26 protein-coding genes are annotated in these 26894 nt (G+C 70.0%); 21 read left to right on the top strand and 5 right to left on the bottom strand.

All coding sequences use genetic code 11. The features are described 5' to 3' along the window. Nucleotides 1-6 precede the first annotated feature (6 nt). Complete coding sequence (locus AC1RTC_RS05815) at nt 7-957, top strand: NADP-dependent oxidoreductase (RefSeq protein ID WP_493154528.1); 951 nt, start codon at nt 7-9, stop codon at nt 955-957. Nucleotides 958-1058: 101 nt separating this feature from the next. Here AC1RTC_RS05815 and gabT read toward each other — a convergent pair whose 3' ends face one another. After that, complete coding sequence (gene gabT / locus AC1RTC_RS05810) at nt 1059-2375, bottom strand: 4-aminobutyrate--2-oxoglutarate transaminase (RefSeq protein WP_493154527.1); 1317 nt, start codon at nt 2373-2375, stop codon at nt 1059-1061. Nucleotides 2376-2398: 23 nt separating this feature from the next. Between gabT and AC1RTC_RS05805 the strand changes: the two genes are divergently transcribed. The 16 genes from AC1RTC_RS05805 to rbfA all read left to right on the top strand — a co-directional run bounded on the left by AC1RTC_RS05805 (nt 2399) and on the right by rbfA (nt 19712). Further along, on the top strand, nt 2399-2857 hold the full coding sequence (locus tag AC1RTC_RS05805; RefSeq protein ID WP_493154526.1) for an OsmC family protein: 459 nt from the start codon (nt 2399-2401) through the stop codon (nt 2855-2857). Nucleotides 2858-2932: 75 nt separating this feature from the next. Beyond that, nucleotides 2933-3892 (top strand): FKBP-type peptidyl-prolyl cis-trans isomerase, encoded by a 960-nt coding sequence (locus AC1RTC_RS05800; protein WP_493154525.1) that lies wholly within the window; start codon nt 2933-2935, stop codon nt 3890-3892. 9 nt (nt 3893-3901) lie between these two features. Beyond that, on the top strand, nt 3902-4978 hold the full coding sequence (locus AC1RTC_RS05795; RefSeq protein WP_493154524.1) for a 1-deoxy-D-xylulose-5-phosphate reductoisomerase: 1077 nt from the start codon (nt 3902-3904) through the stop codon (nt 4976-4978). 9 nt (nt 4979-4987) lie between these two features. Next, nucleotides 4988-6331: a M50 family metallopeptidase gene (locus AC1RTC_RS05790; protein WP_493154523.1), complete on the top strand. Its 1344-nt coding sequence runs from the start codon at nt 4988-4990 to the stop codon at nt 6329-6331. 42 nt (nt 6332-6373) lie between these two features. Then, complete coding sequence (ispG, locus tag AC1RTC_RS05785) at nt 6374-7522, top strand: flavodoxin-dependent (E)-4-hydroxy-3-methylbut-2-enyl-diphosphate synthase (protein ID WP_493154522.1); 1149 nt, start codon at nt 6374-6376, stop codon at nt 7520-7522. Between the two features lie 428 nt (nt 7523-7950). Beyond that, nucleotides 7951-9723 (top strand): proline--tRNA ligase, encoded by a 1773-nt coding sequence (locus AC1RTC_RS05780; protein WP_493154521.1) that lies wholly within the window; start codon nt 7951-7953, stop codon nt 9721-9723. After that, on the top strand, nt 9720-10721 hold the full coding sequence (locus tag AC1RTC_RS05775) for an AAA family ATPase (RefSeq protein WP_493154520.1): 1002 nt from the start codon (nt 9720-9722) through the stop codon (nt 10719-10721). The genes AC1RTC_RS05780 and AC1RTC_RS05775 overlap by 4 nt, the downstream gene beginning before the upstream one ends. Nucleotides 10722-10726: 5 nt before the next feature. Beyond that, nucleotides 10727-11614, top strand: a complete 888-nt coding sequence (locus AC1RTC_RS05770; RefSeq protein WP_493154519.1) for a DUF58 domain-containing protein — start codon at nt 10727-10729, stop codon at nt 11612-11614. Beyond that, entirely contained in the window at nt 11601-12086 is a 486-nt protein-coding gene (locus AC1RTC_RS05765; RefSeq protein ID WP_493154518.1) for a hypothetical protein, read from the top strand. The genes AC1RTC_RS05770 and AC1RTC_RS05765 overlap by 14 nt, the downstream gene beginning before the upstream one ends. Continuing rightward, on the top strand, nt 12083-13063 hold the full coding sequence (locus AC1RTC_RS05760) for a vWA domain-containing protein (RefSeq protein WP_493154517.1): 981 nt from the start codon (nt 12083-12085) through the stop codon (nt 13061-13063). The genes AC1RTC_RS05765 and AC1RTC_RS05760 overlap by 4 nt, the downstream gene beginning before the upstream one ends. Continuing rightward, the gene (locus tag AC1RTC_RS05755) at nt 13063-14127 is read left to right on the top strand and encodes a VWA domain-containing protein (protein ID WP_493154516.1); all 1065 of its coding nucleotides are present in this window, start codon (nt 13063-13065) and stop codon (nt 14125-14127) included. Before AC1RTC_RS05760 ends, AC1RTC_RS05755 begins: the two co-directional genes overlap by 1 nt. Further along, the gene (locus AC1RTC_RS05750; RefSeq protein ID WP_493154515.1) at nt 14124-14831 is read left to right on the top strand and encodes a hypothetical protein; all 708 of its coding nucleotides are present in this window, start codon (nt 14124-14126) and stop codon (nt 14829-14831) included. The genes AC1RTC_RS05755 and AC1RTC_RS05750 overlap by 4 nt, the downstream gene beginning before the upstream one ends. A gap of 75 nt (nt 14832-14906) precedes the next feature. Next, the gene (gene nusA / locus AC1RTC_RS05745) at nt 14907-15899 is read left to right on the top strand and encodes a transcription termination factor NusA (RefSeq protein WP_493154514.1); all 993 of its coding nucleotides are present in this window, start codon (nt 14907-14909) and stop codon (nt 15897-15899) included. 115 nt (nt 15900-16014) lie between these two features. Further along, nucleotides 16015-16284, top strand: coding sequence for a YlxR family protein (locus AC1RTC_RS05740; RefSeq protein WP_493154781.1), 270 nt, complete (start codon nt 16015-16017; stop codon nt 16282-16284). A 93-nt stretch (nt 16285-16377) separates the two neighbouring features. Beyond that, a complete protein-coding gene (infB, locus tag AC1RTC_RS05735) occupies nt 16378-19092 on the top strand; it encodes a translation initiation factor IF-2 (protein ID WP_493154513.1) in 2715 nt (904 codons plus the stop codon). Between the two features lie 170 nt (nt 19093-19262). Continuing rightward, nucleotides 19263-19712: a 30S ribosome-binding factor RbfA gene (gene rbfA / locus AC1RTC_RS05730; protein ID WP_493154512.1), complete on the top strand. Its 450-nt coding sequence runs from the start codon at nt 19263-19265 to the stop codon at nt 19710-19712. A gap of 82 nt (nt 19713-19794) precedes the next feature. Here the strand turns inward: rbfA and AC1RTC_RS05725 are convergent, their stop codons facing one another. Then, on the bottom strand, nt 19795-20661 hold the full coding sequence (locus AC1RTC_RS05725; RefSeq protein ID WP_493154511.1) for an Fpg/Nei family DNA glycosylase: 867 nt from the start codon (nt 20659-20661) through the stop codon (nt 19795-19797). Between the two features lie 161 nt (nt 20662-20822). Further along, nucleotides 20823-21689, bottom strand: a complete 867-nt coding sequence (locus AC1RTC_RS05720) for an HhH-GPD family protein (protein WP_493154510.1) — start codon at nt 21687-21689, stop codon at nt 20823-20825. A gap of 19 nt (nt 21690-21708) precedes the next feature. Between AC1RTC_RS05720 and AC1RTC_RS05715 the strand changes: the two genes are divergently transcribed. Continuing rightward, the gene (locus AC1RTC_RS05715; protein WP_493154509.1) at nt 21709-22368 is read left to right on the top strand and encodes a nucleoside/nucleotide kinase family protein; all 660 of its coding nucleotides are present in this window, start codon (nt 21709-21711) and stop codon (nt 22366-22368) included. A 90-nt stretch (nt 22369-22458) separates the two neighbouring features. Here the strand turns inward: AC1RTC_RS05715 and AC1RTC_RS05710 are convergent, their stop codons facing one another. Both AC1RTC_RS05710 and AC1RTC_RS05705 read right to left on the bottom strand, forming a co-directional pair. After that, nucleotides 22459-23451: a ketopantoate reductase family protein gene (locus AC1RTC_RS05710; RefSeq protein ID WP_493154508.1), complete on the bottom strand. Its 993-nt coding sequence runs from the start codon at nt 23449-23451 to the stop codon at nt 22459-22461. Between the two features lie 2 nt (nt 23452-23453). Continuing rightward, nucleotides 23454-24905, bottom strand: a complete 1452-nt coding sequence (locus AC1RTC_RS05705; RefSeq protein ID WP_493154507.1) for a DHA2 family efflux MFS transporter permease subunit — start codon at nt 24903-24905, stop codon at nt 23454-23456. Between the two features lie 71 nt (nt 24906-24976). On the opposite strand from AC1RTC_RS05705, the gene AC1RTC_RS05700 reads away from it, so the two are divergent. The 3 genes from AC1RTC_RS05700 to AC1RTC_RS05690 are packed head-to-tail and all read left to right on the top strand — an operon-like array spanning nt 24977 to nt 26876. Continuing rightward, a complete protein-coding gene (locus tag AC1RTC_RS05700; protein ID WP_493154506.1) occupies nt 24977-25597 on the top strand; it encodes a TetR/AcrR family transcriptional regulator in 621 nt (206 codons plus the stop codon). Continuing rightward, nucleotides 25597-26511, top strand: coding sequence for a tRNA pseudouridine(55) synthase TruB (gene truB / locus AC1RTC_RS05695; protein WP_493154505.1), 915 nt, complete (start codon nt 25597-25599; stop codon nt 26509-26511). Before AC1RTC_RS05700 ends, truB begins: the two co-directional genes overlap by 1 nt. Then, nucleotides 26508-26876 (top strand): hypothetical protein, encoded by a 369-nt coding sequence (locus AC1RTC_RS05690; protein WP_493154504.1) that lies wholly within the window; start codon nt 26508-26510, stop codon nt 26874-26876. The genes truB and AC1RTC_RS05690 overlap by 4 nt, the downstream gene beginning before the upstream one ends. Nucleotides 26877-26894: the final 18 nt, after the last annotated feature.

The following is a 26894-nucleotide window of genomic DNA, read 5'->3' as shown; positions in this document are numbered from 1 at the left end:
AAGCCCATGCCCGCTGCCGTCGTCGCCACTGAATACGGAACCACCGCCGACGTCATCGACGTGATCGCCGTCGACGGGCGCGAGCCCGGCGCGGGCGAGGTGACCATCGCCGTGCGCGCGGCCGCGATCAACCCGTTCGACGCGAAGATCGCCGCCGGGGCCCTGGGCACGGATGCCTCGACCCTGCCGCGCCGCCTCGGCAGCGAGGCCGCGGGAGTCGTCGTCGCCGTGGGCCCGGACGCCGTGGGACTCGAGGGCGAGCCGCTCTCCGTGGGCGACGAGGTCTACGGCACCCGCCTGCCGGGCGCGCAGGCGGCCGAGTTGACGGTGCGTGCCGACGCGCTGCTGCGCAAGCCCGAGAACCTCTCGTTCGAGGAGGCCGCAGGGCTCCTCTCCGTCGGTACCACCGCGGTGCACGCCCTCGAGGCCGTCGGGGTGGGCGAGGGGGATACCGTCCTCGTCCACGGCGTGGCCGGGAGCGTGGGCAGTCTCGTCGCGCAGCTCGCGGCGCTCCGCGGGGCCAGCGTCGTCGGCACCGCCGCGCCGGGCCGCCACGCGGCGCTGAGCGCGGCAGGAATCCTGCCGGTGGCCTACGGCGCGGGACTGGCAGACCGTGTCCGCGCGGCCGCACCCGGGGGCGTGACCGCGGCGATCGACACCGTCGGCACCGACGAGGCGCTCGAGGTGTCGCTCCAGCTCGTCGAGCCGGAGCGCTTCGTGACGATCGTGAACTTCGGCCCGGCCCTGGCGGCGGGCGCGAAGGCGATCGGCGCGGGTCCGGGAGCCGACTCGGGCTCCGCACTCCGGGCCGCCGCCCGGACCACCCTCTCCGGCCTGGCCGCACGGGGCGAGATCACCGTACCGGTCGCGACGACCCTGCCCCTCGCCGAGGCCCGCGAGGGCTACCGGCTCGTGATCGGCGGCCACGCGGGCGGAAAGGTGATCCTGACCGCCTAGCCCACCCCGGCACCGCGTGAAACGATCCACTCGTCAAAAGCCACGCTTCGTTGGACCATGAGGGACGGCTTTTGACGAGTGGATCGTTTCACTTGGGGGACTCAGAGCGCCGCGAACGCCTCGCCCAGCACGCCGATCGCCTCGCGCAGCAGCTCGTCGCTGATCGCGAGCGACGGCAGGAACCGGATGACGTTGCCGAACGTCCCCGCTGACAGCAGCAGCACGCCGTGCTGAGCGGCGAACGCCGTGATCGCGGCGACGGCCGCGGGGTTCGGGTCCTTCGTGCCGGGCTGGACGAGCTCGATCGCGAGCATGGCCCCGATGCCGCGCACATCCCCGATCACGGGGTACTGCGACTGCAGCTCGAGCAGCGCGGGCTTGAGGATGCCCTCGATGCGCCCCGCCTCGGCCAGCAGGCCGCGGCGCTCGATCTCCCCGAACACCGCGATCGCCGCGGCCGCGGCGACCGGGTTGCCGGCGAACGTGCCGCCGAGGCCGCCCGCGTGCGGGGCATCCATGATCTCGGCGCGGCCGGTGACGGCCGCGATGGGCAGGCCGCCCGCGATCCCCTTGGCCGAGAGCACGAGGTCCGGCTCGACGCCGAAGTGCTCACTCGCGTAGTACCGGCCGGTGCGAGCCATCCCGCTCTGGATCTCGTCGGCGACGAACACGACGCCGTTCGCCGTGCACCACTCCTGCAGCGCGGCGAGATAGCCCTCCGCGGGGACGACGAACCCGCCCTCGCCCTGGATCGGCTCCGCCACGACGCAGGCCAGGTCGGAGGCGCCGATCGACTTCTCGAGGTAGGTGATCGTGCGGGCCGCGGCATCCCGACCGCTCAGGCCGTCGCGGAACGGGTAGGAGCCCGGCGCGTGGAACACCGAGGGGGCCAGCGGCCCGAAGCCGGTCTTGTAGGGCATCGCCTTGAAGGTCATGGCCATCGTGAGGTTGGTGCGGCCGTGGTACGCGTGGTCGAGCACGGCGACGCCGGCGCGGCCGGTGTAGTGGCGGGCGATCTTGACGGCGTTCTCGACGGCCTCGGCGCCCGAGTTGAGCAGCACGGTCTTCTTCGCCCAGCTGCCCGGCGTGTGCTCGGCGAGCAGCTCCGCGACGCGCACGTACGGCTCGTACGGCGTGATCGTGAACATCGCGTGGGTGAGCTCCTCGAGCTGCGCCGCCGCCGCGGCCACGACCGCCTCGTCGGTGTGCCCGATGGTCATGACGCCGATGCCCGAGCCGAGGTCGATGAACTGGTTGCCGTCGACGTCGACGACGATCGCGCCGTGCGCGCGCTCGACGAAGACCGGGAGGGCCGAGGAGACGCCCGCGGCAACGGAGGCGAGCCGGCGCTGCTGCAGGGCAACCGACTTGGGGCCGGGGATGGCGGTGAGAACGCGACGCTGCTGTTCGATCTTCATGCGATGAGTTTAAGGTGGGAGCCATGGATCACAGCTATGCGGTGCGCGTCGAGTGGCAGGGCAACCTCGGCACCGGCACGAGCGGCTACCGCGACTACGGTCGCGACCTCCTCATCAGCGCCGAGGGCAACCCGCCGATCGAGGGCTCGGCCGACAAGCCGTTCCGCGGCACTCCGGAGCGCTGGAACCCCGAGGAGCTGCTGCTGGCCGCCCTCGCCCAGTGCCACATGCTGAGCTACCTGCACGTCGCCACGAAGCACGGCGTGGTCGTCACCGAGTACGAGGATGACGCGGTCGGCACCATGGAGCAGGTGGGCGAGGGCGGCCACTTCACCTCCGTGACCCTGCGCCCCGTGGTCGCGATCTCCGCGGGCGACCCGGTCGTCGCCGAGCAGATCCACGCCGAGGCGAGCGCCCTGTGCTTCATCGCGTCGTCGGTCAACTTCCCGGTGCGGCACGAGCCGGTCATCCGGCTCGCCTGAATCTCCCGACCAACCCTCACTCTTCACTCAGCATTCATCCGGCAGGATGGAACGTCTCTCCACGAAAGGTGCCCCGTGCGCATCGCAAGTTCCCTCCGCAAGTCGAGCCTCGCCATCCTGGTGACCGCCGGCCTCGCCGTCAGCCTCGCCGCGTGCTCCGCCCCGGCCCCCGACACGACGGACAGCGGAGACTGCACTCCCGCGCCGAGCGGCTCGGCGTCGGACTCCGTCAAGGTCACCGGCGACTTCGGCAAGCTCCCGATCGTCATCTTCGACCCGGGCCTCACCGCGAAGAGCACTGAGCGCACCGTGGTGATCGACGGCGACGGCGAGACCGTGCAGGCCGGCGACACCGTGCAGGTGCAGTTCTCGATCCTCAACGGGGGCACCGCCGTCAATATCGACGGCACCGGCTACACCGACGACACCCTCGTCGACTTCGACGTCGACGAGAAGAAGCTGCTCCCCGGCCTCGTGAAAACCCTCGAGTGCTCGACTGTCGGCTCCCGCGTCGTGGGCGTCATCCCGCCCGCCGACGCGTTCGGCGACGCCGGCTCCGAGCAGCTGAGCATCGGCGCCACGGACGACATCGTCTTCGTCGTTGACGTCGTCGCGATCAAGCAGCCCCTGACGCCCAAGGCGTGGACCAAGGACGTCCCCGAGGTCACCTTCGCGGCGGACGGCACGCCCACTGTCAAGCTCCCGGCGACCGACCCGCCCAAGGACCTGATGGAGGCCGTGCTCACCGAGGGCGACGGCGCCGTGGTCAAGAGCGGCCAGAGCGTCACGATCAAGTACCACGGCACCAGCTGGGACACCGGCGAGGTGTTCGACCAGAGCTTCGACCGTGACGACCCGCCCTTCCCGGTGGACAACTTCGTGCCCGGCTTCACGGCCGCCCTCATCGGACAGAAGGTCGGCTCGACGGTCATCGTCGTGATCCCGCCTGAGGACGCCTACGGCACCGACCCCGAGGCTCACGAGCTCGGCGGCCAGACCCTCGTGTTCCTGGTCAAGATCATCGCCGCCTCCTAGGCCGTGACCGTGAAGCGCGTCATCATCCTCGGCTCCACGGGGTCGATCGGCACGCAGGCCCTCGACGTGATCGCGGCGAACCCCGACCGCTTCCAGGTCGTGGGCCTCGCCGCGGGCAGCAACCGCGAGCTCGTCGCCCAGCAGGCCGGGGCGTTCGGGGTCGAGCACACCGCGTTCGGCGCCGCCGAGGCGTCCCAGTTGGTCCGGGATGTCGCGGCCGACGTCGTGCTCAACGGCATCACCGGCTCCGTGGGCCTCGAGCCCACCCTCGCCGCGCTGGACAGCGGCGCCACCCTCGCGCTCGCGAACAAGGAGAGCCTCATCGTGGGCGGCGAGCTCGTCACCTCCCGCGCGCGGCCCGGGCAGATCGTCCCGGTCGACTCCGAGCACTCCGCGATCGCGCAGGCCCTCCGCTCGGGGACGCACGAGGAGGTCCGCAGGCTCGTGCTCACCGCGTCCGGCGGGCCGTTCCGAGGGCGCACCCGCGAGTCGCTGCGCGATGTCACCCCGCGCGAGGCGCTCGCGCACCCGACGTGGGACATGGGCCTCGTGGTCACCACCAACTCGGCGACCCTGGTGAACAAGGGCCTCGAGGTGATCGAGGCGCACCTGCTCTTCGACGTGCCGTACGACCGCATCGACGTCACCGTGCACCCGCAGTCGATCGTGCACTCGATGGTCGAGTTCGTGGACGGCTCCACCCTCGCGCAGGCCAGCCCGCCAGACATGCGACTGCCCATCTCGCTCGGCCTGGACTGGCCCGACCGTGTGGCGGGGGTGGGAGTGCCGCTCGACTGGACGACGGCGAGCACGTGGACCTTCGAGCCCCTCGACACCGCGGTATTCCCGGCGGTGGCGCTCGCCAAGCGCGTCGGCGAGGCCGGATCCACCTATCCCGCGGTCTTCAACGCGGCGAACGAGCAGGCGGTCCTCGCGTTCCACGCGGGCGGTATCGGGTACCTCGACATCCTCCGCACCGTCGAAACCGTCGTCGACGCGCACCAGCCCCAGGGGATGACCCTCGACGCCGTCTACGAGGCGGAGCAGTGGGCGCGCTCAGCGGCCGATCAGCTGCTGCGCGGTTAGGGTAAGGCCGTGCCCGTGTTCGATATAAGCGCCGTCCTGCTGTACATCCTCGGCATCCTGATCATCCTGGCCGGCCTCGCCATCTCGATCGGCCTCCACGAGGTCGGCCACCTCGTGCCCGCCAAGCTCTTCGGGGTCAAGGTCGGGCAGTACATGATCGGCTTCGGCCCGACGATCTTCTCCTGGCGCCGCGGCGAGACGCAGTACGGCATCAAGGCACTGCCACTCGGCGGCTACATCTCGATGGCGGGCATGTACCCGCCGGCTCGTGCGGGCGCGCGCGGGCGCACCGCCACCACCGGCATGTTCGAGACCCTCGTGCAGGACGACAACAAGTCCGCCGTGCACGTCGACACTGTCGAAGAGGAGGAGCGCGCCTTCTACAAGCTGCCGATCCTCAAGCGCGTGGTCATCATGGTCGGCGGCCCGGTGATGAACCTGCTGCTCGCGATCCTGTTCTTCGGCATCGTGCTCTGCGGCTTCGGCATCCCCACGTCCACGACCACCATCGGCAGCGTGTCGCAGTGCCTCGTCCCGGTCTCGACGCAGCGCACCGACTGCGAGGCCTCCGACCCGAACGCCCCGGCGCACGAGGCCGGCCTCGAGCCCGGCGACCGCATCGTCGCCGTCAACGGCACGCCGGTAGCCGAGGTCGCCGACATCACCCCGCTCATCCGCGACTCCGCAGAGAAGCCCCTCACGCTCACCATCGAGCGCGACGGCCAGCAGGAGGAGCGCACCGTGACTCCGGCTCTCGAGGAGCGCTACGTCACCGACAGCCAGGGCAAGCAGGTTCTGGATGCCGCCGGCAAGCCCACCACGGAGAGGGTCGGGTTCATCGGCATCGGCTGGGCCTCCGAGAACCGCCAGCAGCCCGTCACGGCCGTCCTGCCCTTCGTCGGGGACACCATGGGCCGCCTCGTGAACACGATCGCGCACCTCCCGCAGCGGGTCGTCGACCTCGCGGTGCAGACCTTCGGACCGGGGGAGCGCGACCCGGAGGGCCTCATCGGCGTCGTCGGCGTCGGCCGGCTCGCCGGGGAGATCACGAGCCTCAACTCAGTGCCGGTAGCCGACCGCGCGGCGTCGCTCATCCAGCTCGTGGGCGGGCTGAACATCGCGCTCTTCGTGTTCAACCTGATCCCGCTTCCCCCGCTCGACGGCGGGCACATCGTCGTCGCGCTCATCGACGGCGTGCGCCGCGTGTTCGCGAAGATCCGCGGCAAGGAGAAGCCGATGCCGATCGACGCCGCGAAGGTGATCCCCGTGACGCTCGTCGTCGCGAGCCTGCTGGGCGGCCTGACGCTCCTGCTCGTGATCGCGGACATCATCAAGCCCATCTCGATCCTGTAGCGCCCAGCACTCTGGCAGCCCGCCCCGCGTAAGCTGGAGACTGTGCCAGCCATCAATCTCGGTATGCCGAAGACGCCCGAAGTCCTCGCTCCCCGCCGCAAGACCCGCCAGATCCACGTCGGCAAGGTGGGAGTCGGCAGCGACTCCCAGGTGAGCGTCCAGTCCATGACGACGACGCAGACCACGAACATCAACGCGACGCTCCAGCAGATCGCCGAGCTCACGGCCACGGGCTGCGACATCGTGCGCGTGGCGGTGCCGCACCAGGACGACGCGGACGTGCTGCACATCATCGCCGCGAAGAGCCAGATCCCGGTGATCGCCGATATCCACTTCCAGCCGCGCTACGTCTTCACGGCGATCGACGCCGGCGTGGGCGCGGTGCGGGTCAACCCCGGCAACATCCGCAAGTTCGACGACCAGGTCGGGGCCATCGCCAAGGCCGCCAAGGCTGCGGGGGTGAGCATCCGCATCGGCGTCAACGCCGGGTCGCTCGAGCCGAGCATCCTGCAGAAGTACGGCAAAGCGACCCCCGAGGCGCTCGTCGAGAGCGCGGTCTGGGAGGCGGGCCTGTTCGAGGAGCACGACTTCCACGACTTCAAGATCTCCGTCAAGCACAACGACCCGATCGTCATGGTGAAGGCCTACCGGCTGCTCGCCGAGCGCGGCGACTGGCCCCTGCACCTCGGCGTGACCGAGGCGGGCCCGGAGTTCCAGGGGACCATCAAGAGCGCGACGGCGTTCGGCATCCTGCTCTCCGAGGGCATCGGCGACACGATCCGCGTCTCGCTCTCCGCGCCGCCCGTGCAGGAGGTCAAGGTCGGCCTGCAGATCCTGCAGTCGCTGAACCTGCGCGAGCGCAAGCTCGAGATCGTCTCCTGCCCGAGCTGCGGCCGCGCGCAGGTCGACGTGTACCAGCTCGCCAATGACGTGACCGCCGGTCTGGAGAAGATGACCGTGCCCCTGCGCGTGGCCGTCATGGGCTGCGTGGTGAACGGCCCGGGGGAGGCGCGCGAGGCTGATCTCGGCGTCGCGAGCGGCAATGGGCGGGGCCAGATCTTCGTCAAGGGCGAGGTCATCAAGACCGTCGCGGAGGAGGACATCGTCGCGACTCTCATCGAAGAGGCGAACCGCCTCGCGGCCGAGATGCCAGCCGGAGCGACGGGCTCGCCGCAGGTCATCACCGCCTGATATATCGGGCGACACGCCGACCCCCCTATTGGGGACAGACTCGTCGGTACCGGGGGGTACAATCTTCCCAACGGACTGTAGAGTTCGCGTCACTTTGAGCCGGATCCGTAACCCTGCCTCGTGTGAAGTAGCGTTTGACTGAGTGACCAACTTGTGGGAGTTGGCATGGCATCAAGCGCGCTGCGTCGTGTCGACTCCGACGCACAGTTCCTCCTGGTTTCCACTCCGGTAACCAATCCAACGTTGCTTCACGGATCCGCAACGTTGGGCCTCGGAGTGGGATGGGCGAGCCCGCGGCCGCATCAAGCCCCCCTTGATGCAGGCCGCGGGCCCGCTTCCTTCACACTCTAAGAGGGGCATCCCGATCCCTTCAGCACCGCGGGGTCGGGGTCGGGTATAGAGGCTCACGCCGCCGGTAGCATGGCACGGTGCCTACACGTCTCTCCAAGCTCTTCGTCCGCACCCTCCGTGAGGATCCCGTCGACGCGGAGGTGACGAGCCACCGCCTCCTCGTGCGCGCCGGCTACATCCGCCGCCAGGCGCCCGGGATCTTCGCGTGGCTGCCGCTCGGGCTCAAGGTGCGCCGCAAGATCGAGAACATCATCCGCGAGGAGCTCGCCGCGTTCGGCGCGCAGGAGGTGCACTTCCCGGCGCTGCTGCCGCGCGAGCCGTATGAGAAGTCCGGCCGCTGGACGGAGTACGGCGACGGCATCTTCCGGCTCAAGGACCGCCACGACGCCGACTACCTCCTCGCCCCGACCCACGAGGAGGTCTTCACCCTGCTCGTGAAGGACCTGTACTCGAGCTACAAAGACCTGCCGCTGGCGATCTACCAGATCCAGGACAAGTACCGCGACGAGGCCCGCCCCCGGGCCGGCCTGCTGCGCGGCCGCGAGTTCTCGATGAAGGACAGCTACTCCTTCGACTACACCGACGCGGGTCTGGATGTCTCGTACCAGCAGCACCGCGACGCTTACGAGCGCATCTTCCAGCGCCTCGGGCTCGAGTACGTCATCGTCAAGGCCGATGCCGGCGCGATGGGCGGCTCGCGCAGTGAGGAGTTCCTGCACCCCACCCCGATCGGCGAGGACACCTTCGTGCGCTCCGCCGGCGGGTACGCGGCCAATGTCGAGGCCTTCACGACGCTCCCGCCCGAGCCGCGGTCGTTCGACGGGCTGACCCCGGCCGAGGTGCTCGACACCCCGGACACCCCCACTATCGCGACACTTGTCGACGTCGCCAACGCCAAGCACCCCCGGCCGGACGGCCGCGCGTGGACAGCCGCCGACACCCTCAAGAACATCGTGCTGGCCCTGACCAACCTCGACGGCACGCGCGAGCTGGTCATCGTGGGGCTGCCCGGCAACCGCGACGTCGACCTCAAGCGCGCGGAGGTGGCGTTCGCGCCCGCCGCGGTCGAGGCCGCCACCGAGGCCGACTTCGCCAAGAACCCCGGTCTCGTGAAGGGATACATCGGGCCCTGGTCGGCCGCGGGGGCCGTTCTCGGGGAGAAGTCGGCCACGGGCATCCGGTACCTCGTCGACCCGCTCGTCGCCGACGGAACCGGGTGGATCACCGGCGCCAACGAGCACGGCCACCACGTCTTCGGCCTCGTGGCCGGCCGCGACTTCGCGGCGGACGGGATCGTGGAGGTCAGCGAGGTGCTCGCGGGAGACCCGGCGCCCGACGGCTCCGGCCCGGTCGAGCTCGCGCGCGGCATGGAGATCGGCCACGTGTTCCAGCTCGGCCGCAAGTACGCCGAGGTGCTCGGGCTCAAGGTGCTCGACGAGAACGGCAAGCTCGTGACCGTGACGATGGGCTCCTACGGTATCGGCGTCACCCGCATCATGGCCGTCATCGCGGAGAGCAACAACGACGAGAAGGGCCTCATCTGGCCCGCGAACGTCTCGCCCTTCGACGTGCACATCATCGCCGCGGGCAAGGAGGAGGTCGTGTTCGCGACCGCCGAGGCCCTCGCGGGCACGCTCGAGACGAGCGGCTTCGACGTGCTCTACGACGACCGCCCCAAGGTCTCGCCGGGGGTCAAGTTCGGCGACGCCGAGCTCCTCGGGGTGCCGCTGATCGTGATCGTGGGCAGGGACGCCGCCGAGGGCCGCGTCGAGGTGTGGAACCGCCGCTCCAACGAGCGGACCAGCGTCACGCTCGACGAGGTCGGTGCGACGCTGGAGGCACAGAGGTGACGGACAAGATCTCCGCGGACGACCTGGCTCGTGCCAAGGGGATCCTCGCGTCGATCGACGAGTCGTACTCGACCAAGGTCGTGGGCCAGGCCAGCCTCAAGCGAAGCCTCCTGATCGGGCTCATCACGGGCGGGCACATCCTGCTCGAGAGCGTGCCGGGCCTCGCGAAGACGACGGCCGCCCAGGCGGTCTCCGACGCGGTGAGCGGGTCGTTCAAGCGCATCCAGTGCACGCCCGACCTCCTGCCGAGCGACATCATCGGCACCCAGATCTTCGACTACCAGAAGCAGACCTTCGAGACCCAGCTCGGCCCCGTGCACGCCAACTTCGTGCTGCTCGACGAGATCAACCGGTCGAGTGCCAAGACCCAGAGCGCGATGCTCGAGGCGATGCAGGAGAAGCAGACGAGCATCGGCGGCACGGTGTACCCGCTGCCGGAGCCCTTCCTCGTCCTCGCCACGCAGAATCCGATCGAGCAGGAGGGCACGTACCATCTGCCCGAGGCCCAGCTCGACCGCTTCCTGCTCAAGGAGATCCTCGACTACCCCGAGTTCGCCGACGAGATCGAGATCCTCGACCGCATCGACACCGGCGTGTACGAGAAGCACGCGGGCGACAAGAAGCCGAAGGGCGCCGTCACCATCGAGGACGTGCTCTTCCTGCAGGAGGCGGGCAAGCGCGTCTTCATGGACGAGTCGATCCGCAACTACATAGTCTCGACCGTGTACGTCACGCGCCAGGCGGAGTCGTACATCGGCAAGGAGCTCGCCGACTGCATCGAGTACGGCGCGAGCCCCCGCGCCAGCATCGCGTTCAGCCGCGCCGCGCGCGCGCTCGCCCTGCTCGAGGGCCGCGACCACGTGATCCCGGAGGACGTGAAGGAGCTGCGGCACGTCGTGCTGCGGCACCGCATCATCCTGAATTTCGAGGCGATCGCCGACGACGTGAAGCCCGAGACCATCATCGACGCGATCTTCGCGGCAGTGAAGGTTCCCTGACTCCTGTGGAGCGCCTCCTGCGACGAGTGCAGACCCGGCTCTACATCCATGCCCACCGCGCCGTGCGGGGGCTCATCGAGGGCGAGTACCGCTCGGTGTTCCACGGCCGCAGCATGGACTTCGACGACCTCCGGCCGTACGTGCCCGGCGACGAGTTCAAGGACATCGACTGGAAGGCGACGGCCCGCTACGGCTCGCCGCTGACCAAGCGCTACATCGCCTCCCGCAAGCACACCGTCGTTCTCGTGGTCGATACCGGACGCGACATGGCGGCGGTCGGGGCGAGCGGCGGCAGCAAGCGGGATGTCGCGATCCTCGCCGCGGGGACCATCGGCTACATCGCCATCCGCCACGGCGACCTCGTCGCGCTCGTCGCGGGCACGGAGAAGAAGACCGACTTCGTGCCGGGGGAGCTCACCGAGGCTCACCTCGAGCGGCTGCTGCAGCGCATCCACTCCTCCACCCGGCTCGACGGCGCCAAGAGCAACCTGCGCGCCCAGCTTGAGTACGTGTCGCGCGTGTTCCGGCGCCGGATGATCGTGCTGGTGATCGGGGATGACCGCGCCCTCGACGAGGCCGAGCAGAAGCTCGTGCGGCGGCTCGCGGCGCAGCACGAGATGCTGTGGCTCTCGGTGGGGGATGCCGACCTGATGCGCGCCGACTGGGCCAAGCGCGACCTGTACGACGTCGCCGATGCGAGCGGAGTACCGACGTTCCTCCGGGAGAGCCCGCGACTGCGAGAGGCTTTCGAGCGCAGCGTCGCGACGACCGCGGAGAGCAGCGACGAGCTGTTCGAGAGCCTCTCGATCAGCAGCAGGCGGGTCACCGACGAGGACTCGGTGGTCCCGGGCATCTTCCGGCTCCTGGAGGCGCACAAGCATGCCCGGCGGTGAGTTCTTCCCGCCGGTGCAGTACCAGCCGTGGTGGGGGCTGCTCGGGTTCCTGATCCTCGTGCTCGTGGTCGGGTGGTGGGTGTACGTGTTCCTGTCGACCCGCAAGAGCCGGGTGCCCCAGCCCGCCTCGTCGGCGGCTCCCCACGGGCCGGGCGTCGAGACCATCCGGAAGCGGTACCTCGGGCTCATCGACGAGACCCGCGCCGCGTACGCGAAGGGTGAGCTTCACGACCGCGAGGCGTACCACCAACTGAGCATGCTCCTGCGCTCGTACGTCGAGGAGCGCGAGGGCACCCGCACCGTCACGATGACGCTCAAGGACCTCCGGGAGACGCCCCTCACCCCGCTGTCGGACGCGGTCGCGCGGCTGTACCCGGGCGCGTTCGGCGCGGACGCTGCGGACATCCAGAAGACGGGCACCGTCGCGCAGGCCGTCGACGCGGCGCGAGGGCTGGTGACGTCGTGGAGGTGATCACCTGGTGGGCCCCCGTCGCGTGGGCCGCGGCATCCCTGGCCGTCGTCGCCCTCGTGGTCTGTCGGGCGAGCCGGGCGCGCAGGGCGAGCCGCGACCGGCTGCCCGTCGCGCACGTCGAGCGCCTCACCGCGCTGCCCGCGTACCGCCGCGCGCTCGCCGCGTACCGCGCGCTGGTCGCCGGACTCGTCGTGTGCGTCGCCCTGCTGATCGCGCTCAGCGCCGTGCTGACCGCGCGGCCGGCGACCGTGACGCTCTCCAGCCCCGAGCTCCACAACCGCGACATCGTGCTCTGCCTGGATGTCTCGGGCTCGATGATCTCCTACGACGCCGCCGTGCTCGACGTGTTCGGGAGCCTCACGAAGGAGTTCACGGGGGAGCGGATCAGCCTCGTCGTGTTCAACGCCTCCGCCGTGACGTACTTCCCCCTCACGAGCGACTACGACTACATCTCGCAGCAGCTCGACCGCCTCGGCACCGAGCTGGACGACGACGACCCCTCGTACTACGACGGCACCCTGCTCGGCAACGGCTCCTCGCTCGTCGGCGACGGGCTGGCCTCGTGCGTCACGCGGTTCGACCGCACCCAGGACGAGCGCTCGCGGTCGGTCATCCTGGTCACCGACAACTTCATCGCGGGAGAGCAGATCTTCACCCTGCCGCAGGCGTCGGCGCTCGCGGTCGACCGCGGCGTGCGGGTGTACGGCATCAACCCGGGCGACTCGAGCGAGAAGGACTACCTCCGCGAGTACGCCATCGAGTTCGAGAAGGCGATGGACGACTCGGGCGGCGCGTACTATCCGCTGAACGACCCTGCGGTGGTGCCCTCGGTCGTCGAGAGCATCGAGGCGGAGCAGGCTGCGGTGATACCGGGTGCTCCGCTGGTCACCCGCACCGAGCATCCCGAGCCGTGGATCCTCGCGGCCTTCGTGGCGCTCGCCGGCCTGCTCGTGCTCGCCTGGAGGCTGCGGCGCTGATGAACCCGATAATCGCCAACCCCGTGCTGCCCGGCTGGGCACTCACCCTCCTCGCCGTCGTGCTCGGCGGCTTCGTGCTGTGGCGCCTCATCGCCTCCCGCCGTGACCGGTCCCTGGCCCTGCGCTGGCTCGCCCGACTCGGGCTCGTCGTGCTGCTCATCGTCATCGCCGCCCGCCCGACGATCCCGACCGACGGCCAGGGCCCCAAGGCCTCCGGCGGGCTGGAGGTCTACGTCGTCGTCGACACGACGAGCAGCATGGCTGCCGAGGACTGGGGGGATGCCCGCCCGCGCCTCGAGGGCGTGAAGGCCGACGTTCAGCAGCTCGTCGAGGGGCTGCAGGGCGCCCAGTTCTCCCTCGTGACGTTCGACGCCGTCGCCGTGCAGCGCGTGCCGCTCACCTCCGACAGCTCGGCCATGCTGTCGGCGGTCTCTGTGCTGCGACAGGAGATCACCACCTACTCGCGCGGGAGCTCTATCGACGAGGCGGTCCCCGTGCTCGAGAAGCTGCTCGCGGACGCGAAGGCCCTGAACCCCGACCAGCGGCGCGTGCTGTTCTACCTGGGCGACGGGGAGCAGACGTCCGGCAGCGAGCCGGGGTCGTTCGAATCGCTCGCGCCATACCTCGAGGGCGGCGCGGTGCTCGGGTACGGGACGGACGCGGGCGGGCGCATGCTCGAGTACTTCGGCGAGCAGCCCACGCAGTTCGGCGACACGGCCACCTCGGAGCCCGAGGACCCGACGGACCTCCTCCCGCCCACGTACATCCAGGACCGCTCGAGCCCCGACCCGGTCGACGCCCTCTCGCGCATCGACGAGACCGCGCTGGAGGCGATCGCCGCCCAGCTCGGCGTGCAGTACCTGCACCGGAGCGCCGACTCCCCGGTCGCCCCCGCGATCTCCGGCATCGACGTGGGGGAGCTCAGGGTGCAGGAGGGCGAGCCCGACTCGGCGGTCGAGCTCTACTGGGTCTTCGTGATCCCGTTCGGGCTGCTCGCGCTGCTCGAGCTGTACTGGGCCGGTGCCGCGGTGGTCGAGCTGCGCGGCGCGAGGAGGACACCGTGAGCCGGCCCCTGACCGTCGAGCGCCTGCGACTGCGCCGCCGCCTGCTGTTCTGGCTGACGCTGCCCGTCGCCCTGTTCGCCATCTTCTGGGCGTTCAAGTTCCTGAGCCTCGCGCCGACGGCGCAGAACGCGATCGACGACTACGACGACGGCCTGTACGTCGCCAGCGAGGAGGCGTCCAGTTCGCTGCTGTTCCTCAACGTGGTCGAGCCGTACCTCCCGTACTTCAACCGCGGCGACGCCTACGCCGCCGACCAGTACTACGGCCCCGCCACCGACGACTTCGAGAAGGCGCTCGAGCTCGCACCGCTGGAGAAGAAGTGCGACGTGCGCCTCAACCTCGCCCTCACCTGGGAGCGGTTCGGCGACGTGTACGTGCAGCTGGGCTACTTCCAGGGCGCCGTGCAGCTGTACGAGGCATCCCAGGCCGTCCTGGACGACGCGGGGCCGGAGTGCGACCCGCCGCCGAACCAGGACGAGCTCACCGAGTCGAAGGACAGGGTGGAGCAGAAGAAGGACGCCGCCCAGCAGCAGCAGGACCAGCAGGAGCAGCAGCCGCAGGAGGACGACGGCAGGACCGAGCAGGAGAAGCAGCTCGAGCAGCTTCAGCAGCAGCAGCAGCAGGCCGCACAGGAGAAGGCCGACCAGGAGTCCGGCGACCGCGGCGAGGAGGCGGGCGGGTACTACACGGACAGGCCCTGGTGATGGACCGGCTAAACTAGGGACCGACATCCGGCGATCGTCCGTGATTCGCCCAAATCTGAATAGTGGAGGCCCTCAGTGGACATCGACCTGAGCGTGCTGCGACTCATGGAGCGCGAGCGCGAGATCCCGTTCGAGGAGCTCGTGCAGATCATCGAGCAGGCGATTCTGACTGCCTACCTCAAGCACGTCGGCGAGCACGACAAGGATGCGGCGCCCACGACCGCGCGGGTGGTCCTCGACCGCAAGAGCGGCAAGGTCAGCATCTTCGTCCCCGAGCTCGACGAGGAGGGCGCTGTCGTCGGCGAGGCCGAGGAGGACTCCCAGGACTTCGGGCGCATCGCGGCGTTCGCCGCAAAGCAGGTCATCAACCAGCGCCTGCGCGACATCGGCGACGACAAGGTTCTCGGCGAGTTCAAGGGCCGCGAGGGCGACATCGTGGCCGGGATCATCCAGCAGGGGCCCAACCCGCGCATGATCCACGTCGACCTCGGCACCATCGAGGCCATCCTGCCGCCCGAGGAGCAGGTGCCGGGTGAGGACTACACGCACGGCCGCCGCATCCGCGTGTACGTCACCGCGGTGAGCAAGGGGCTCAAGGGCCCGCAGATCACCGTCAGCCGCACGCACCCCGCGCTCGTGCGCAAGCTCTTCGCCCTCGAGGTGCCCGAGATCGCCAGCGGCATCGTGGAGATCACTTCGCTCGCCCGCGAGGCCGGCCACCGCACCAAGATGGCGGTGCGCGCCCTCGAGCCCGGCGTCAACGCGAAGGGCGCCTGCATCGGCGAGCTCGGCCAGCGCGTGCGCGCCGTCACCGCCGAGCTCAACAACGAGAAGATCGACATCGTCGACTACTCCGAGAACCTGGCCACGTTCGTCGCGAACGCGCTCTCGCCCGCCAAGGTCACGAGCTCGTACGTGATCGATGAGGCGACCAAGGCCGTGCGTGCCCTCGTGCCCGACTACCAGCTCTCCCTCGCGATCGGCAAAGAGGGCCAGAACGCCCGGCTCGCGGCGAAGTTGACCGGTGCGCGCATCGATATCCAGCCGGACTCGATCCTCGAGGGCTGACCCTTGAGTTTCGGAGGACGACTCGCCGTCGTCGAGGGGGCCGAGCGTGGTCGAGCGGAGTGTCATCCTCCGCAACCGCTCTCCCACGCTCACCCGGGCGACCAACAGGGGTAGTATGGAACCCGTTAGAACCTGCCTCGGCTGCCGCCAGCGCGCCGACACCTCCTCGTTACTGAGAGTTGTTGCGTCTGTGTCGGCAGAATCGGGCGGCGAGGTAGTCCCAGATCCGTCGGGGACGCTTCCCGGCCGCGGTGCCTGGGTTCACCCCACTGTGCAGTGTGTGGAGAGCGCGATCAAGAAGCGCGCTTTCGGCCGGGCGCTCAGGGTGACCGAGGGGCTGAGTACAGAGTTCCTAGCAACAACAATCCACCGACCAAAAGGCTGATTGACCCATGGACAACTAATGAGCGGCTCGAAATGAGTTCCGTCCACTAATCGTCTGTGCCCTGTCTGGGCGCAGACTCAGACAGGAGAATTTGTGGCTAACCCACGAGTGCACGAAGTCGCCGCCGATCTCGGCGTCGAGAGCAAGATCGTGCTCGAAAAACTTAAGGCAATGGGCGAGTTCGTCAAGGGCCCGTCGTCGAGCATCGCGCCGCCGGTCGCGCGCCGCGTCAAGGAAGCGCTGGTCGCCGAGGGCGTGAAACCGGCAGCCGCACCCGCGGCTCCCAAGGCAGCGCCGAAGGCCGCGCCCAAGCCGACCAACCCCGCGCCCGCGCCGGCCCCAGAGGTCGTTGCGGAGCCCGTGGCCGAGGTCGCGCCCGCGCCTCTCACGGTCGCGGAGCGCCAGGCGCGCGCCGAAGCAGCGGCCGCTGCTCCCGCCGCCGCGCCCGCCGAGGAGGCACCCGCGGCGAGCGGAATCCCGCGCCCCGCCACCCCTCGCCCGGGCAACAACCCCTTCACGGGCTCCACGAGCGCGCCGCGCCCCGGAATCCCGCGCCCGGGCAACAACCCCTTCGCCTCCAACCAGGGCATGGGCCGACCGGCCACTCCCGGGTCGATCCCGCGCCCCGGTGCGCCCCGTCCCGGCGGCCCCGGCCAGGGTGCCCGTCCCGGCGGCTTCGGCCAGCGCCCCGGCGGCCCCGGCGGCAACTTCCAGCAGCGCCCGGGCGGTCCCCGTCCCGCCGGTGCCGGCGGCTTCCGTCCCGGTGGTGCGCCCGGTGGCGCCCCCGGCAACAACTTCGGCCCCAACCGTCCGCCGGCCGGCGGAGCGGGAGGCCGCGGTCGTGGACCCGGCGGCGGCACCGCTGGCGCGTTCGGCCGCGGTGGCGGAAAGTCCAAGGCCCGCAAGTCGAAGCGCACGAAGCGCGCCGAGTTCGAGCTGCGCGAAGCCCCGTCCCTCGGCGGTGTCAGTGTTCCCCGCGGTGACGGCAAGACGGTCATCCGCCTCCGTCGCGGCGCGTCGATCTCCGACCTCGCCGACAAGCTGGAAACGCTGACCGGCTACACGGTGCAGCCCGGTGCGCTCGTCACCGCCCTGTTCCACCTCGGGCAGATGGCGACCGCCACCGAGTCGCTCGACGAGGGCACCTTCGAGGTGCTCGCCGAGGAGCTCAACTACAAGATCGAGATGGTCTCGCCCGAGGACGAGGACCGCGAGCTGCTCGCCGGCTTCGACCTCGACCTCGACCAGGAGCTCGAGGACGAGACCGACGAGGACCTGGAGATCAGGCCCCCCGTCGTCACCGTCATGGGCCACGTCGACCACGGTAAGACCAAGCTCCTCGACGCGATCCGCAAGGCCAACGTCGTCGCCGGTGAGGCAGGTGGAATCACCCAGCACATCGGTGCCTACCAGGTCTGGACCGAGCACGAGGGCTTCGAGCGCGCGATCACCTTCATCGACACCCCGGGCCACGAGGCGTTCACCGCCATGCGCGCCCGCGGTGCGCAGGTCACCGACCTCGCGATCCTCGTGGTCGCCGCCGACGACGGCATCATGCCCCAGACGGTGGAGGCGCTCAACCACGCCCAGGCCGCCGGTGTGCCGATCGTGGTCGCGGTCAACAAGATCGACAAGGAGGGGGCCAACCCCGCCAAGGTGCGCCAGCAGCTCACCGAGTTCGGCCTCGTGGCCGAGGAGTACGGCGGCGACACGATGTTCATCGATGTGTCGGCGCTCAACAACATCGGCATCGACAAGCTGCTCGATGCTGTGCTCCTCACGGCCGACGCCGGTCTCGACCTGCGCTCCAACCCGAACAAGGATGCCCGTGGTGTCGCCATCGAGGCGAAGCTCGACAAGGGCCGCGGCGCGGTAGCCACCGTGCTCATCCAGTCCGGAACGCTGCGCGTCGGAGACGCCATCGTCGCGGGAACGGCCTACGGCCGCGTCCGCGCGATGCACGACGAGAACGGCGAGGCCGTTGAGGAGGCGTACCCGTCGCGACCCGTGCAGGTGCAGGGACTCTCGTCCGTGCCCCGCGCCGGCGACATGTTCCTCGTCACCGAGGAGGACCGCACCGCCCGTCAGATCGCCGAGAAGCGCGAAGCCGTCGAGCGCAATGCCCTGTTGGCCAAGGCCCGCAAGCGCATCAGCCTCGAAGACTTCACCAAGGCCCTCGAGGACGGCAAGGTCGAAGCCCTCAACCTCATCATCAAGGGCGACGTGTCCGGTGCTGTCGAAGCACTCGAGGACTCGCTGCTCAAGATCGAGGTCGACGACTCCGTGCAGCTGCGGATCATCCACCGCGGTGTCGGTGCCGTCACCGAGAGCGACGTCAACCTCGCCACGATCGACAACGCGATCATCATCGGGTTCAACGTCCGCCCCGACACGAAGGCGCGCGAGCGCGCCCAGCGTGAGGGTGTCGACGTGCGGTTCTACTCGGTCATCTACGCCGCGCTCGAGGAGATCGAGAACTCGCTCAAGGGCATGCTCAAGCCCGAGTTCGAAGAGGTCCAGTCGGGTGTTGCCGAGATCCGCGAGATCTTCCGCTCCTCCAAGGTCGGGAACATCGCCGGTGTCATCGTCCGGTCCGGAACCATCACGCGCAACGCGCGTGCCCGGGTCATCCGCGACGGCGTCGTGGTCGGCGACAACCTCGCCATCGACTCGCTGCGCCGCTTCAAGGACGACGTCACCGAGGTCCGCACGGACTTCGAGGCCGGTATCGGTCTTGGCAAGTTCAACGACATCCAGATCGGCGACGAGATCGAGACGATCGAGATGAAGGAGAAGCCGCGGGTCTAGTTCCCGTGGTGCGGATGCGAGTCGGGGTTTCCTCCGACTCGCATCCGGCGGCCCCGCAAGCTCGGTCGCTGCCAGACCCAGCCAGCGAGTCGGAGGAAACCCCGACTCGCCTCCGCTGGTTGAGTAGGCCCGCTAGGGCCGTATCGAGACCTCGTTGAGGGGAGTAGCACATGGCAGACGCAGCACGCGCCGCGAAGATGGCGGACCGCATCAAGGTGATCGTGGCCAAGACTCTGGAGCGCGGCGTCAAAGACCCGCGCATGGGTTTCGTGACGATCACCGACGTCCGGGTGACCGGCGACCTCCAGCACGCCTCGATCTTCTACACGGTCTACGGCTCCGACGAGGAGCGCGCCGACACGGCCGCGGCCCTCAAGTCGGCGACCGGGATGCTCCGCAGCGAGGTCGGCAAGAACATCACCGCGCGGCTCACGCCGAGCCTCGAGTTCATCGCGGACGGCATCCCCGAGAACGCCGCCCTCATCGACTCCCTGCTCACCGAGGCCGCGGCACGCGACGCCGAGGTCGAGAGCCTCAAGGCGACCGCCCAGTACGCCGGCGACGAGGATCCGTATGTCAAGCCGCGCGTCATCGAGGCTGACGACGACGAGGACGAGTAACTCGCGGGTTGAGTAGGGCGCTCTGGCACCCGTGTCGAAACCCTGGTTTCACTACGGGTGCGGGAGGCCTACTCGACCAGCACTACTTCAGTAGCCGGGACAGCACGCGGTCGGCGAGCGGCTTGCCGCCCGTCTGGCAGGTGGGGCAGTACTCGAGAGTGGAGTACGCGAATTTCACCTGGCGCACCGTGTCGCCGCAGACCGGGCAGGGCAGGCCCGCCCGGCCGTGCACCTGCAGGTTCGTCTTCTTCTCGGCCTTCAGCTCTGAGGCGGCCAGGCCGTCGGCTCGCTCCACCGCGGCCCGCAACGTGGACTGCATAGCGTCGTAGAGCCGCTGCACCTCCTCCGTCGTCATCGCGGCGGGCTTGTAGGGCGACATCTTCGCCGCGTGCAGGATCTCGTCCGAGTACGCATTGCCGATCCCCGCGATGATCGACTGGCTGCGCAGCACCCCCTTGATCTGCGATCGGCCCTGCCGAGCCAGGATGCCCGCCAGCACGTCCGCGGTGAAACCGGGGTCGAGCGGGTCGGGGCCGAGGGTGGCCACCCGTTCCACGTCCTGCGGATCGCGCACCAGGTGGATCGCGAGCGACTTCTTCGTCCCGGCCTCGGTGAGGTCGAAGCCCGACCCGTCGTCGAGCACGAGCCGCGCGGCGAGCGGCCCCTTGCCGCCGGGGCGGCCGGTGCCGGGTGTCGGTGCCGTGTCGCGCCAGCGGAGCCATCCGGCCCGCGCCAGGTGGATGAGCAGGTGCAGATCCCCGATCGCGATGTCGAGGTACTTGCCGTGGCGAGTCACCCCGGCGACGGGCATCCCGTGCAGCTCGGAGATCGGCGGGTCGAAGGTCTTGAGCGCGGCGAACGACACGAGCAGGAGCTTGTCGACGGTGTGCCCCGCGAGCCGGCCGCGCAGGTCGGTCACGAGGGCGTGCACTTCGGGAAGCTCAGGCATGCCTCCAGTGTCGCTGAAACCTCGCGGGTTGAGTAGGGCGCTCTCGCGCTCGTATCGAAACCTTGTCGCGCTACAGGCTCCCAGTTGCGCGCCACGAATTTCTGTGGCGTGGCCAAGAAGCTGTAGCGCGACGAGATTTGCGGGCGGCCCACTCAACCCGCCTAGGGGAGTTCGTAGCCGCCGGCCACCGGCACCGCGAGGCCGTCTGCGAGGAGCCCCGCGAGCGCACGGTCGCGCTGGACGGCGTCGGGCCACAGCGTCTCGATCTCCGCGGGCGTGACCGGGATGTCGCTGCCGCGCAGTTCCGCCATGATGAGGCCGCGCACCTGCCGGTCGCTGCCCTCGAACGCCGCCTGAACCGCGGCGCGCGGGCCCTCGTAGGCCGGATAGCCGTCCGCCCGCCAGGCGCAGAGGCCCGCGATCGGGCAGGCGCCGCAGCGGGGCGCGCGTGCGGTGCACACGATAGCGCCGAGCTCCATCATCCCCGCGTTGAAGAGCCGGGCATCCCCCTCCTCGAGCGGCAGCAGCGCCTCCATGGCCGCGAGGTCCCTGCGAATGGAGGGCGGGCCAGCCTCGGCCTGGCCGTCGACGGCGCGGGCGATGACGCGCCGCACGTTGGTGTCGACGACGGGATGCCGCAGGCCGAACGCGAACGCGGCCACGGCCCGTGCCGTGTAGTCGCCGATGCCGGGCAGGGACAGCAGCTCGTCGACGTCGGACGGCACGACGCCGCCGTGCCGCTCCGTGATCGCGACCGCCGCCGCGTGCAGCCGGAGCGCGCGGCGCGGGTAGCCGAGCCGCTCCCAGGCGCGAACGGCGTCGCCCGGGGGAGAGGCCGCGAGGTCGGCCGGTGCCGGCCAGCGGGCGAGCCACTGCTCGAGCCGCGGGATCACCCGGGCGACGGGCGTCTGCTGGAGCATGATCTCGCTCACCAGGATGCCCCAGGCGCCGAAGTCGGGCGCGCGCCAGGGCAGGTCCCGGCGGTTCGTCACGAACCACTCGTTCACGGCCCGCGCGATGTCCACCACACAAACCTAGACTGGCCTCATGGCCCAGTGGACGCCCCTCAAACGCGATACCCTCGACTCCCTCGCCGACGAGTTCCTGCACAACTACTCGAAGGGCCGCACCCTGCTCGCGGTCGACGGCATCGACGGCGCGGGCAAGCGGCCGTTCGCCGACGCCCTCGCGGAGCGGGTCGGGCGCGGCGGGCACGCTGTGTTCCGGGCATCCGTCGACAGGTTCCACCGGCCGCGCGCCGAGCGCTACGTGCGCGGCGAGGACTCCGCGGAGGGGTACTACCGCGATTCGTTCGACTACGACCTCTTCCGCCGGGTGCTGATCGACCCGTTCAAACTCGGCGGCAGCACCGGCTTCGTGACCGCGGCCTTCGACGTCGAGCGCGACCGGCCCGTGGAGATGGACTGGAAGACGGGCCCGCAGGATGCGACGCTCATAGTCGACGGCGCCTTCCTCAACCGCCCGGAACTGCGCGGGCTCTGGAACTGGTCCGTCTGGCTGGAGGTCTCCGAGGAGCAGGCTGCGGCCCGGCTGTTCGAGCTCGACGGCGCCGCCGGGCAGAGCCCCCGGTACGCGGGCGGCCAGAAGCTGTACCTCGCCGAGGCCAATCCCCGCTCGCGCGCTTCCGCCATCGTGGACAACGGCGACCCGGAGCACCCACGCCGGGTCTTCGCCGACAGCTGCTGAGCTGGTTGAGTAGGCGCTCCAGCGCCGTATCGAACCGGACGATCGACACCCAGTTTCGATACGGCCGCGGGCGGCCCACTCAGCCCTCGCTCAGCGCACCCGCGCGACGACCTCGGCCGGGGTGAAGAACTCGTTGCGCTGCTCGACCTCGTGCACCAGCGCAACGAGGGCCGCGTTGACGGGCGCGGTTCGGCCGATCGCCTGCGCCGCGCGGACTACTGCGCCGTTCAGGTAGTCGATCTCCGTCTCCTGCCCCCGCTTGATGCTCTGCAGCGTGGAGCCTGGATTGGGGGTCTTGCCGATGCGCCGGCTCATGAGCCGCGGCAGCGCCTGCCCGAGCTGGAGCGGCAGCCCGGCGAACAGGCGCAGCCGTCGGTGCGACAGCCCCTGAAGGGTCTCGAAGTGGATGCGGGTCGCGAGCCCGACGCGCACGTTCTCGCGCATGCTCTCGGTCATGATGCGCCGCAGCCCGGGGTTGGCCACGACCTCCTGCACGCTCAGCCCCGTGATGGCGGGCAGTGCGTTGACCTGGTTGATGACGAGCTTGGTCCACTGGGCGCCGATGAAGTTCGGCACCGTGCTCGTGGGCAGCGCCTCGTTCAGGATGCGCGCCGCATACCGCGCCGGCACGTCGCTGTCGGGCGACGCGACGCCGAGGTAGAGCGGCCCCGCGGTCGTGACCGTGATGCGGCCGGGGGAGAGGTACGAGGAGGCGAAGGTGGCGAGCCCGCCGACGATATCGGACCGCGGCGACGCCTCCTTGGCCGCGCTGATGCCGTCGAGCCCGTTCTGGATGACGACGAGCGGTATGCCGCGCAGCTTGCCGAGGTTGGCCCTGATCGCGGCGGGCGCGTCCTGCGCCTTGGTGGCGATGATCACCAGCTCGACCCCGGGCGTGAGCTCCTCAGCCGCGTCGACCTGGGCTCGGTACTCGCCCCAGGCGCCCGAGAGCAGGATGCCGTGCTCCTGAATGGCCGCGAGGTGCTCGCCCCGGGCGGTCACGTCGACTTCGTGGCCGGCCCGGGCGAGGAGCGCCGCAATGGCGCCGCCGACAGCTCCCGCTCCGACGACGCCAATTCGCATGCTCAGATACTAGGGGCGGCGGCCGTCCCCGACGGGGAGGTGCGGGCTGCGCGCCCTGCGGGCAGCACGAGCGAGATGACCGCGGAGAGCGCGAGGGCACCGGCTCCGACGAAGACGGCCGGGATCGCGGCATCCACGTAACCGGTCGGGGTGAGCGAGCCGCCCGCACCCACGAACACCGCGGTCAGCACGGCGATGCCGAGCGCGACGCCGATCTCGCGCAGGGTGGAGTTGGTGCCGCTGGCTTTGGCGTGGTCGTCCTGCTTCATGGTGGCGAGCACGGCGGTCGAGAGCGGCGCGAACACGAGCCCCATGCCGACACCGGCGATCGCGAAGGCCGGCAGCATCTCCAGATACGGGGTGGTGGCGGTCATGGTGAGGCCGAGCCACGCGAGCGCGATCGCCTCCAGTGCGAGGCCGATGACGATGAGGATGCGCGTGCCGACGCGCGGGGCGATGAATCCGGCCAGGGGTGCGACGAACATGGGGGCGATGGTCCACGGCATGGTCGCGACCCCGGCCTGGAGCGGGGTGTAGCCCTGCACGACCTGCAGGTACTGGATCAGGATGAAGATCGCGCCGAAGATGCCGAAGCTGAAGGTGAGCCCGACCACGTTGGCGACGGTGAAACTCCGGTCGCGGAACAGGCGCAGCGGCAGCAGGGGCGCGGGCGAGCGGTTCTCCCACCAGATGAACGCGGCGATAAGCGCGGCGCCCAGGCCGAGGGAGCCCATCACCTCGACGCTGTCCCAGCCCGCGTCGTTGCCGCGCACGATGCCGAAGACCAGGCCGAGAACGCCGATCGCAACGAGGAGGAGCCCGACGATGTCCGCCCGCACGCGCGCCCCGAAGGTGTTGGGGAGGGCGGCGAGGGCGAGCGGAACGGCGATGATGCCGACCGGGACGTTGATCCAGAAGATGGCCTCCCAGCTGATGCCCTCGACGACGGCGCCGCCGATGAGCGGGCCGAGGGCGACGCCCAGCCCGGAGATGCCGCCCCAGATCCCGATCGCGAGCGGCCGGAACTTGGTGGAGACGGAGCCGACCAGGAGGGTGAGCGAGAGCGGCATGATGGCGGCGGCGCCGAACCCCTGCACCGCGCGGCCGATGATGAGCATCCACGGCTCGGTGCTCAGGGCGGAGAACACCGAGGCGAGCGTGAAGACCGCGATGCCCGCGACGAAGACCGTCCGGCGGCCGAACCGGTCGCCCAGGGCGGCTGCCATGAGGATGAAGCTCGCGAAGCTGAGCGTGTAGGCGTTGACGAACCACTGCAGCTCTTCGACCGAGGCGCCCAGGTCGCCGCGGATCGTGGGGAGGGCGTTGGTCATGACGAGGTTGTCGAGCGTCGCCATGAACATCGGCAGCGAGGCCGCGATGATGGCGAGCCAGATGGGGATGGCGCGGCGGGCCGGCGCTGCGGCCTCCACCGGTGCCTCGAGTGTCTGCGACATGCGGACTCCAAAGAATAGGTAATTGAATGATTACATGACGACATTAGTTATCGACTGATACCATGTCAAGCATGCCTGTGGACAGTACCGTCGAGCACCAGCCCGTACCCCGCATGAAGTCCGAGGAGCGGCGCGAGCTGATCCTCGAGGCCGCGACCGGCGTCTTCGGCCAGTTCGGCTACTACGGCGCCACGACCGACCAGATCGCGAAGGCCGCGGGCGTGAGCCAGCCCTACGTCGTGCGCATGTTCGGCACGAAGGAGCGCCTCTTCATCGAGGTCATCGAGAGGGCGCTCGTCTTCATCCTCAAGAGCTTCCGGGCGGTGCTCGCCGCGGGCACCCACGACCTCACGCACCGGCTCGGCTCCGCCTACGTCGAGCTGCTGCGCCAGCGCGGCCTGCTGCTCTCCCTCATGCACTCCTTCGTCCTGGGAGGCGACCCCGTGATCGGGCCGCGCGCCCGCCAGGGGTTCCTCGAGGTCTACGCCTTCCTGCGCGAGGAGGCGGGGTTCGACCCCGAGGAGGCCAACCGCTTCCTCGAGGGCGGGATGCTGCTCAACACCCTCGTGGGCCTGCGGATGAGCGACGAGTTCGAGACGAGCGACGCCGCGAACGAGATGCTGTGCGCCGCCCTCCCGCAGAAGCTCGATGTACTGCTGGAGCTGGGCTCGTCGCAGCGGGCCGCCGGCTGATGGTGAAGCCTCCCGCGAATCCCGCGAGCGGCGTGCTCCTGGTCGACAAGCCGCAGGGGATCACGAGCCACGACGCCGTCTCGCGCACCCGCAAGGCCATCGGCACTCGTCGCGTCGGCCACGCCGGCACCCTCGACCCCATGGCCACGGGGCTGCTGGTGCTGGGCGTCAACGGTGCCACGCGGCTGCTCACCTGGGTGGTCGGGCTCGACAAGGAGTACACGGCGACGATCCGCCTCGGCGCGAGCACGAACACGGACGACGCCGAGGGCGAGCTCGGCCCGCACACGGATGTCTCCGGGGTGACTGAGGCGGCCGTGGCATCCGGGATCGCGGCCTTCACGGGCGAGATCCTCCAGCGGCCGAGCTCGGTGAGCGCCATCAAGGTCGACGGCAAGCGCGCCTACACCCTCGTACGCGAGGGGGAGGAGGTCGTGCTGCCCGCGCGGCCCGTGACGGTCTCCGAGTTCGAGGTACTGCGCTCGCGGCGGCTCTCGACGGACCCGGCCGCCGAGTGGCTCGACCTCGACGTGCGCGTCGTGTGCTCCTCCGGTACCTACATCCGCGCCCTTGCGCGCGACCTGGGGGAGTCCCTCGGGGTCGGCGGGCACCTCACGGCGCTCCGCCGGACGCGCATCGGGCCCTTCGGGGTGGAGGGGGCATCCGGCCTCGACGACGACCTCGCGGCGCGCATGCTCAGGCCCGCGGATGTCGCGACCCGGCTGTTCGAGCGCGTCGACCTCAGTGCCGAGCTCGCGGCAGACCTCGGGCACGGCAAGCGCATCGCGCTCGGGACCACCGGGCCGGGCACCCTCGCCGCCGTCGCTCCCGACGGGCGCCTGGTCGGACTTGTCGAGAACGTCGGCGGCCGCGCCCACGTGCTCGTGAACTTCCCCGTGGAGGTGGGCGCATGATCGCGTGGTTCCAGTACGCGGAGATCGCGGTGGCGGTTGCCGCCGGGCTCTTCGCGCTCATCGCCGGCTTCGCAGGCCGCAAGCCCAACGACTACACGCTCGGGGCCGTCGCGCTCGTGGAGGTGCTGCTCGTCGTGCAGGTGGTGATCGCGATCGCCGCGCCGCTCTCCGGCAACCCCCCGACAGGCGATCTCGTCGAGTTCTGGATCTACCTCGTCTCGGCGGTGCTCATCCCGCCCGCCGCGGTGATCTGGGCGCTCGTCGACCGCGGCCGGTGGAGCACGGCCGTCCTCGGGGTGGCCTGCCTGGCGATCGCGGTCATGGTGTACCGCATGGGGCAGATCTGGTTCGTGCAGGTCGGCTAGCGCGAATAGGCTTTGGAG

This window comes from Rhodoglobus sp. GW821-FHT12B09 (assembly GCF_058809925.1).
Note: the sequence above shows the minus strand (reverse complement) of the source record. Positions and strands in the feature narration are given on the sequence as shown.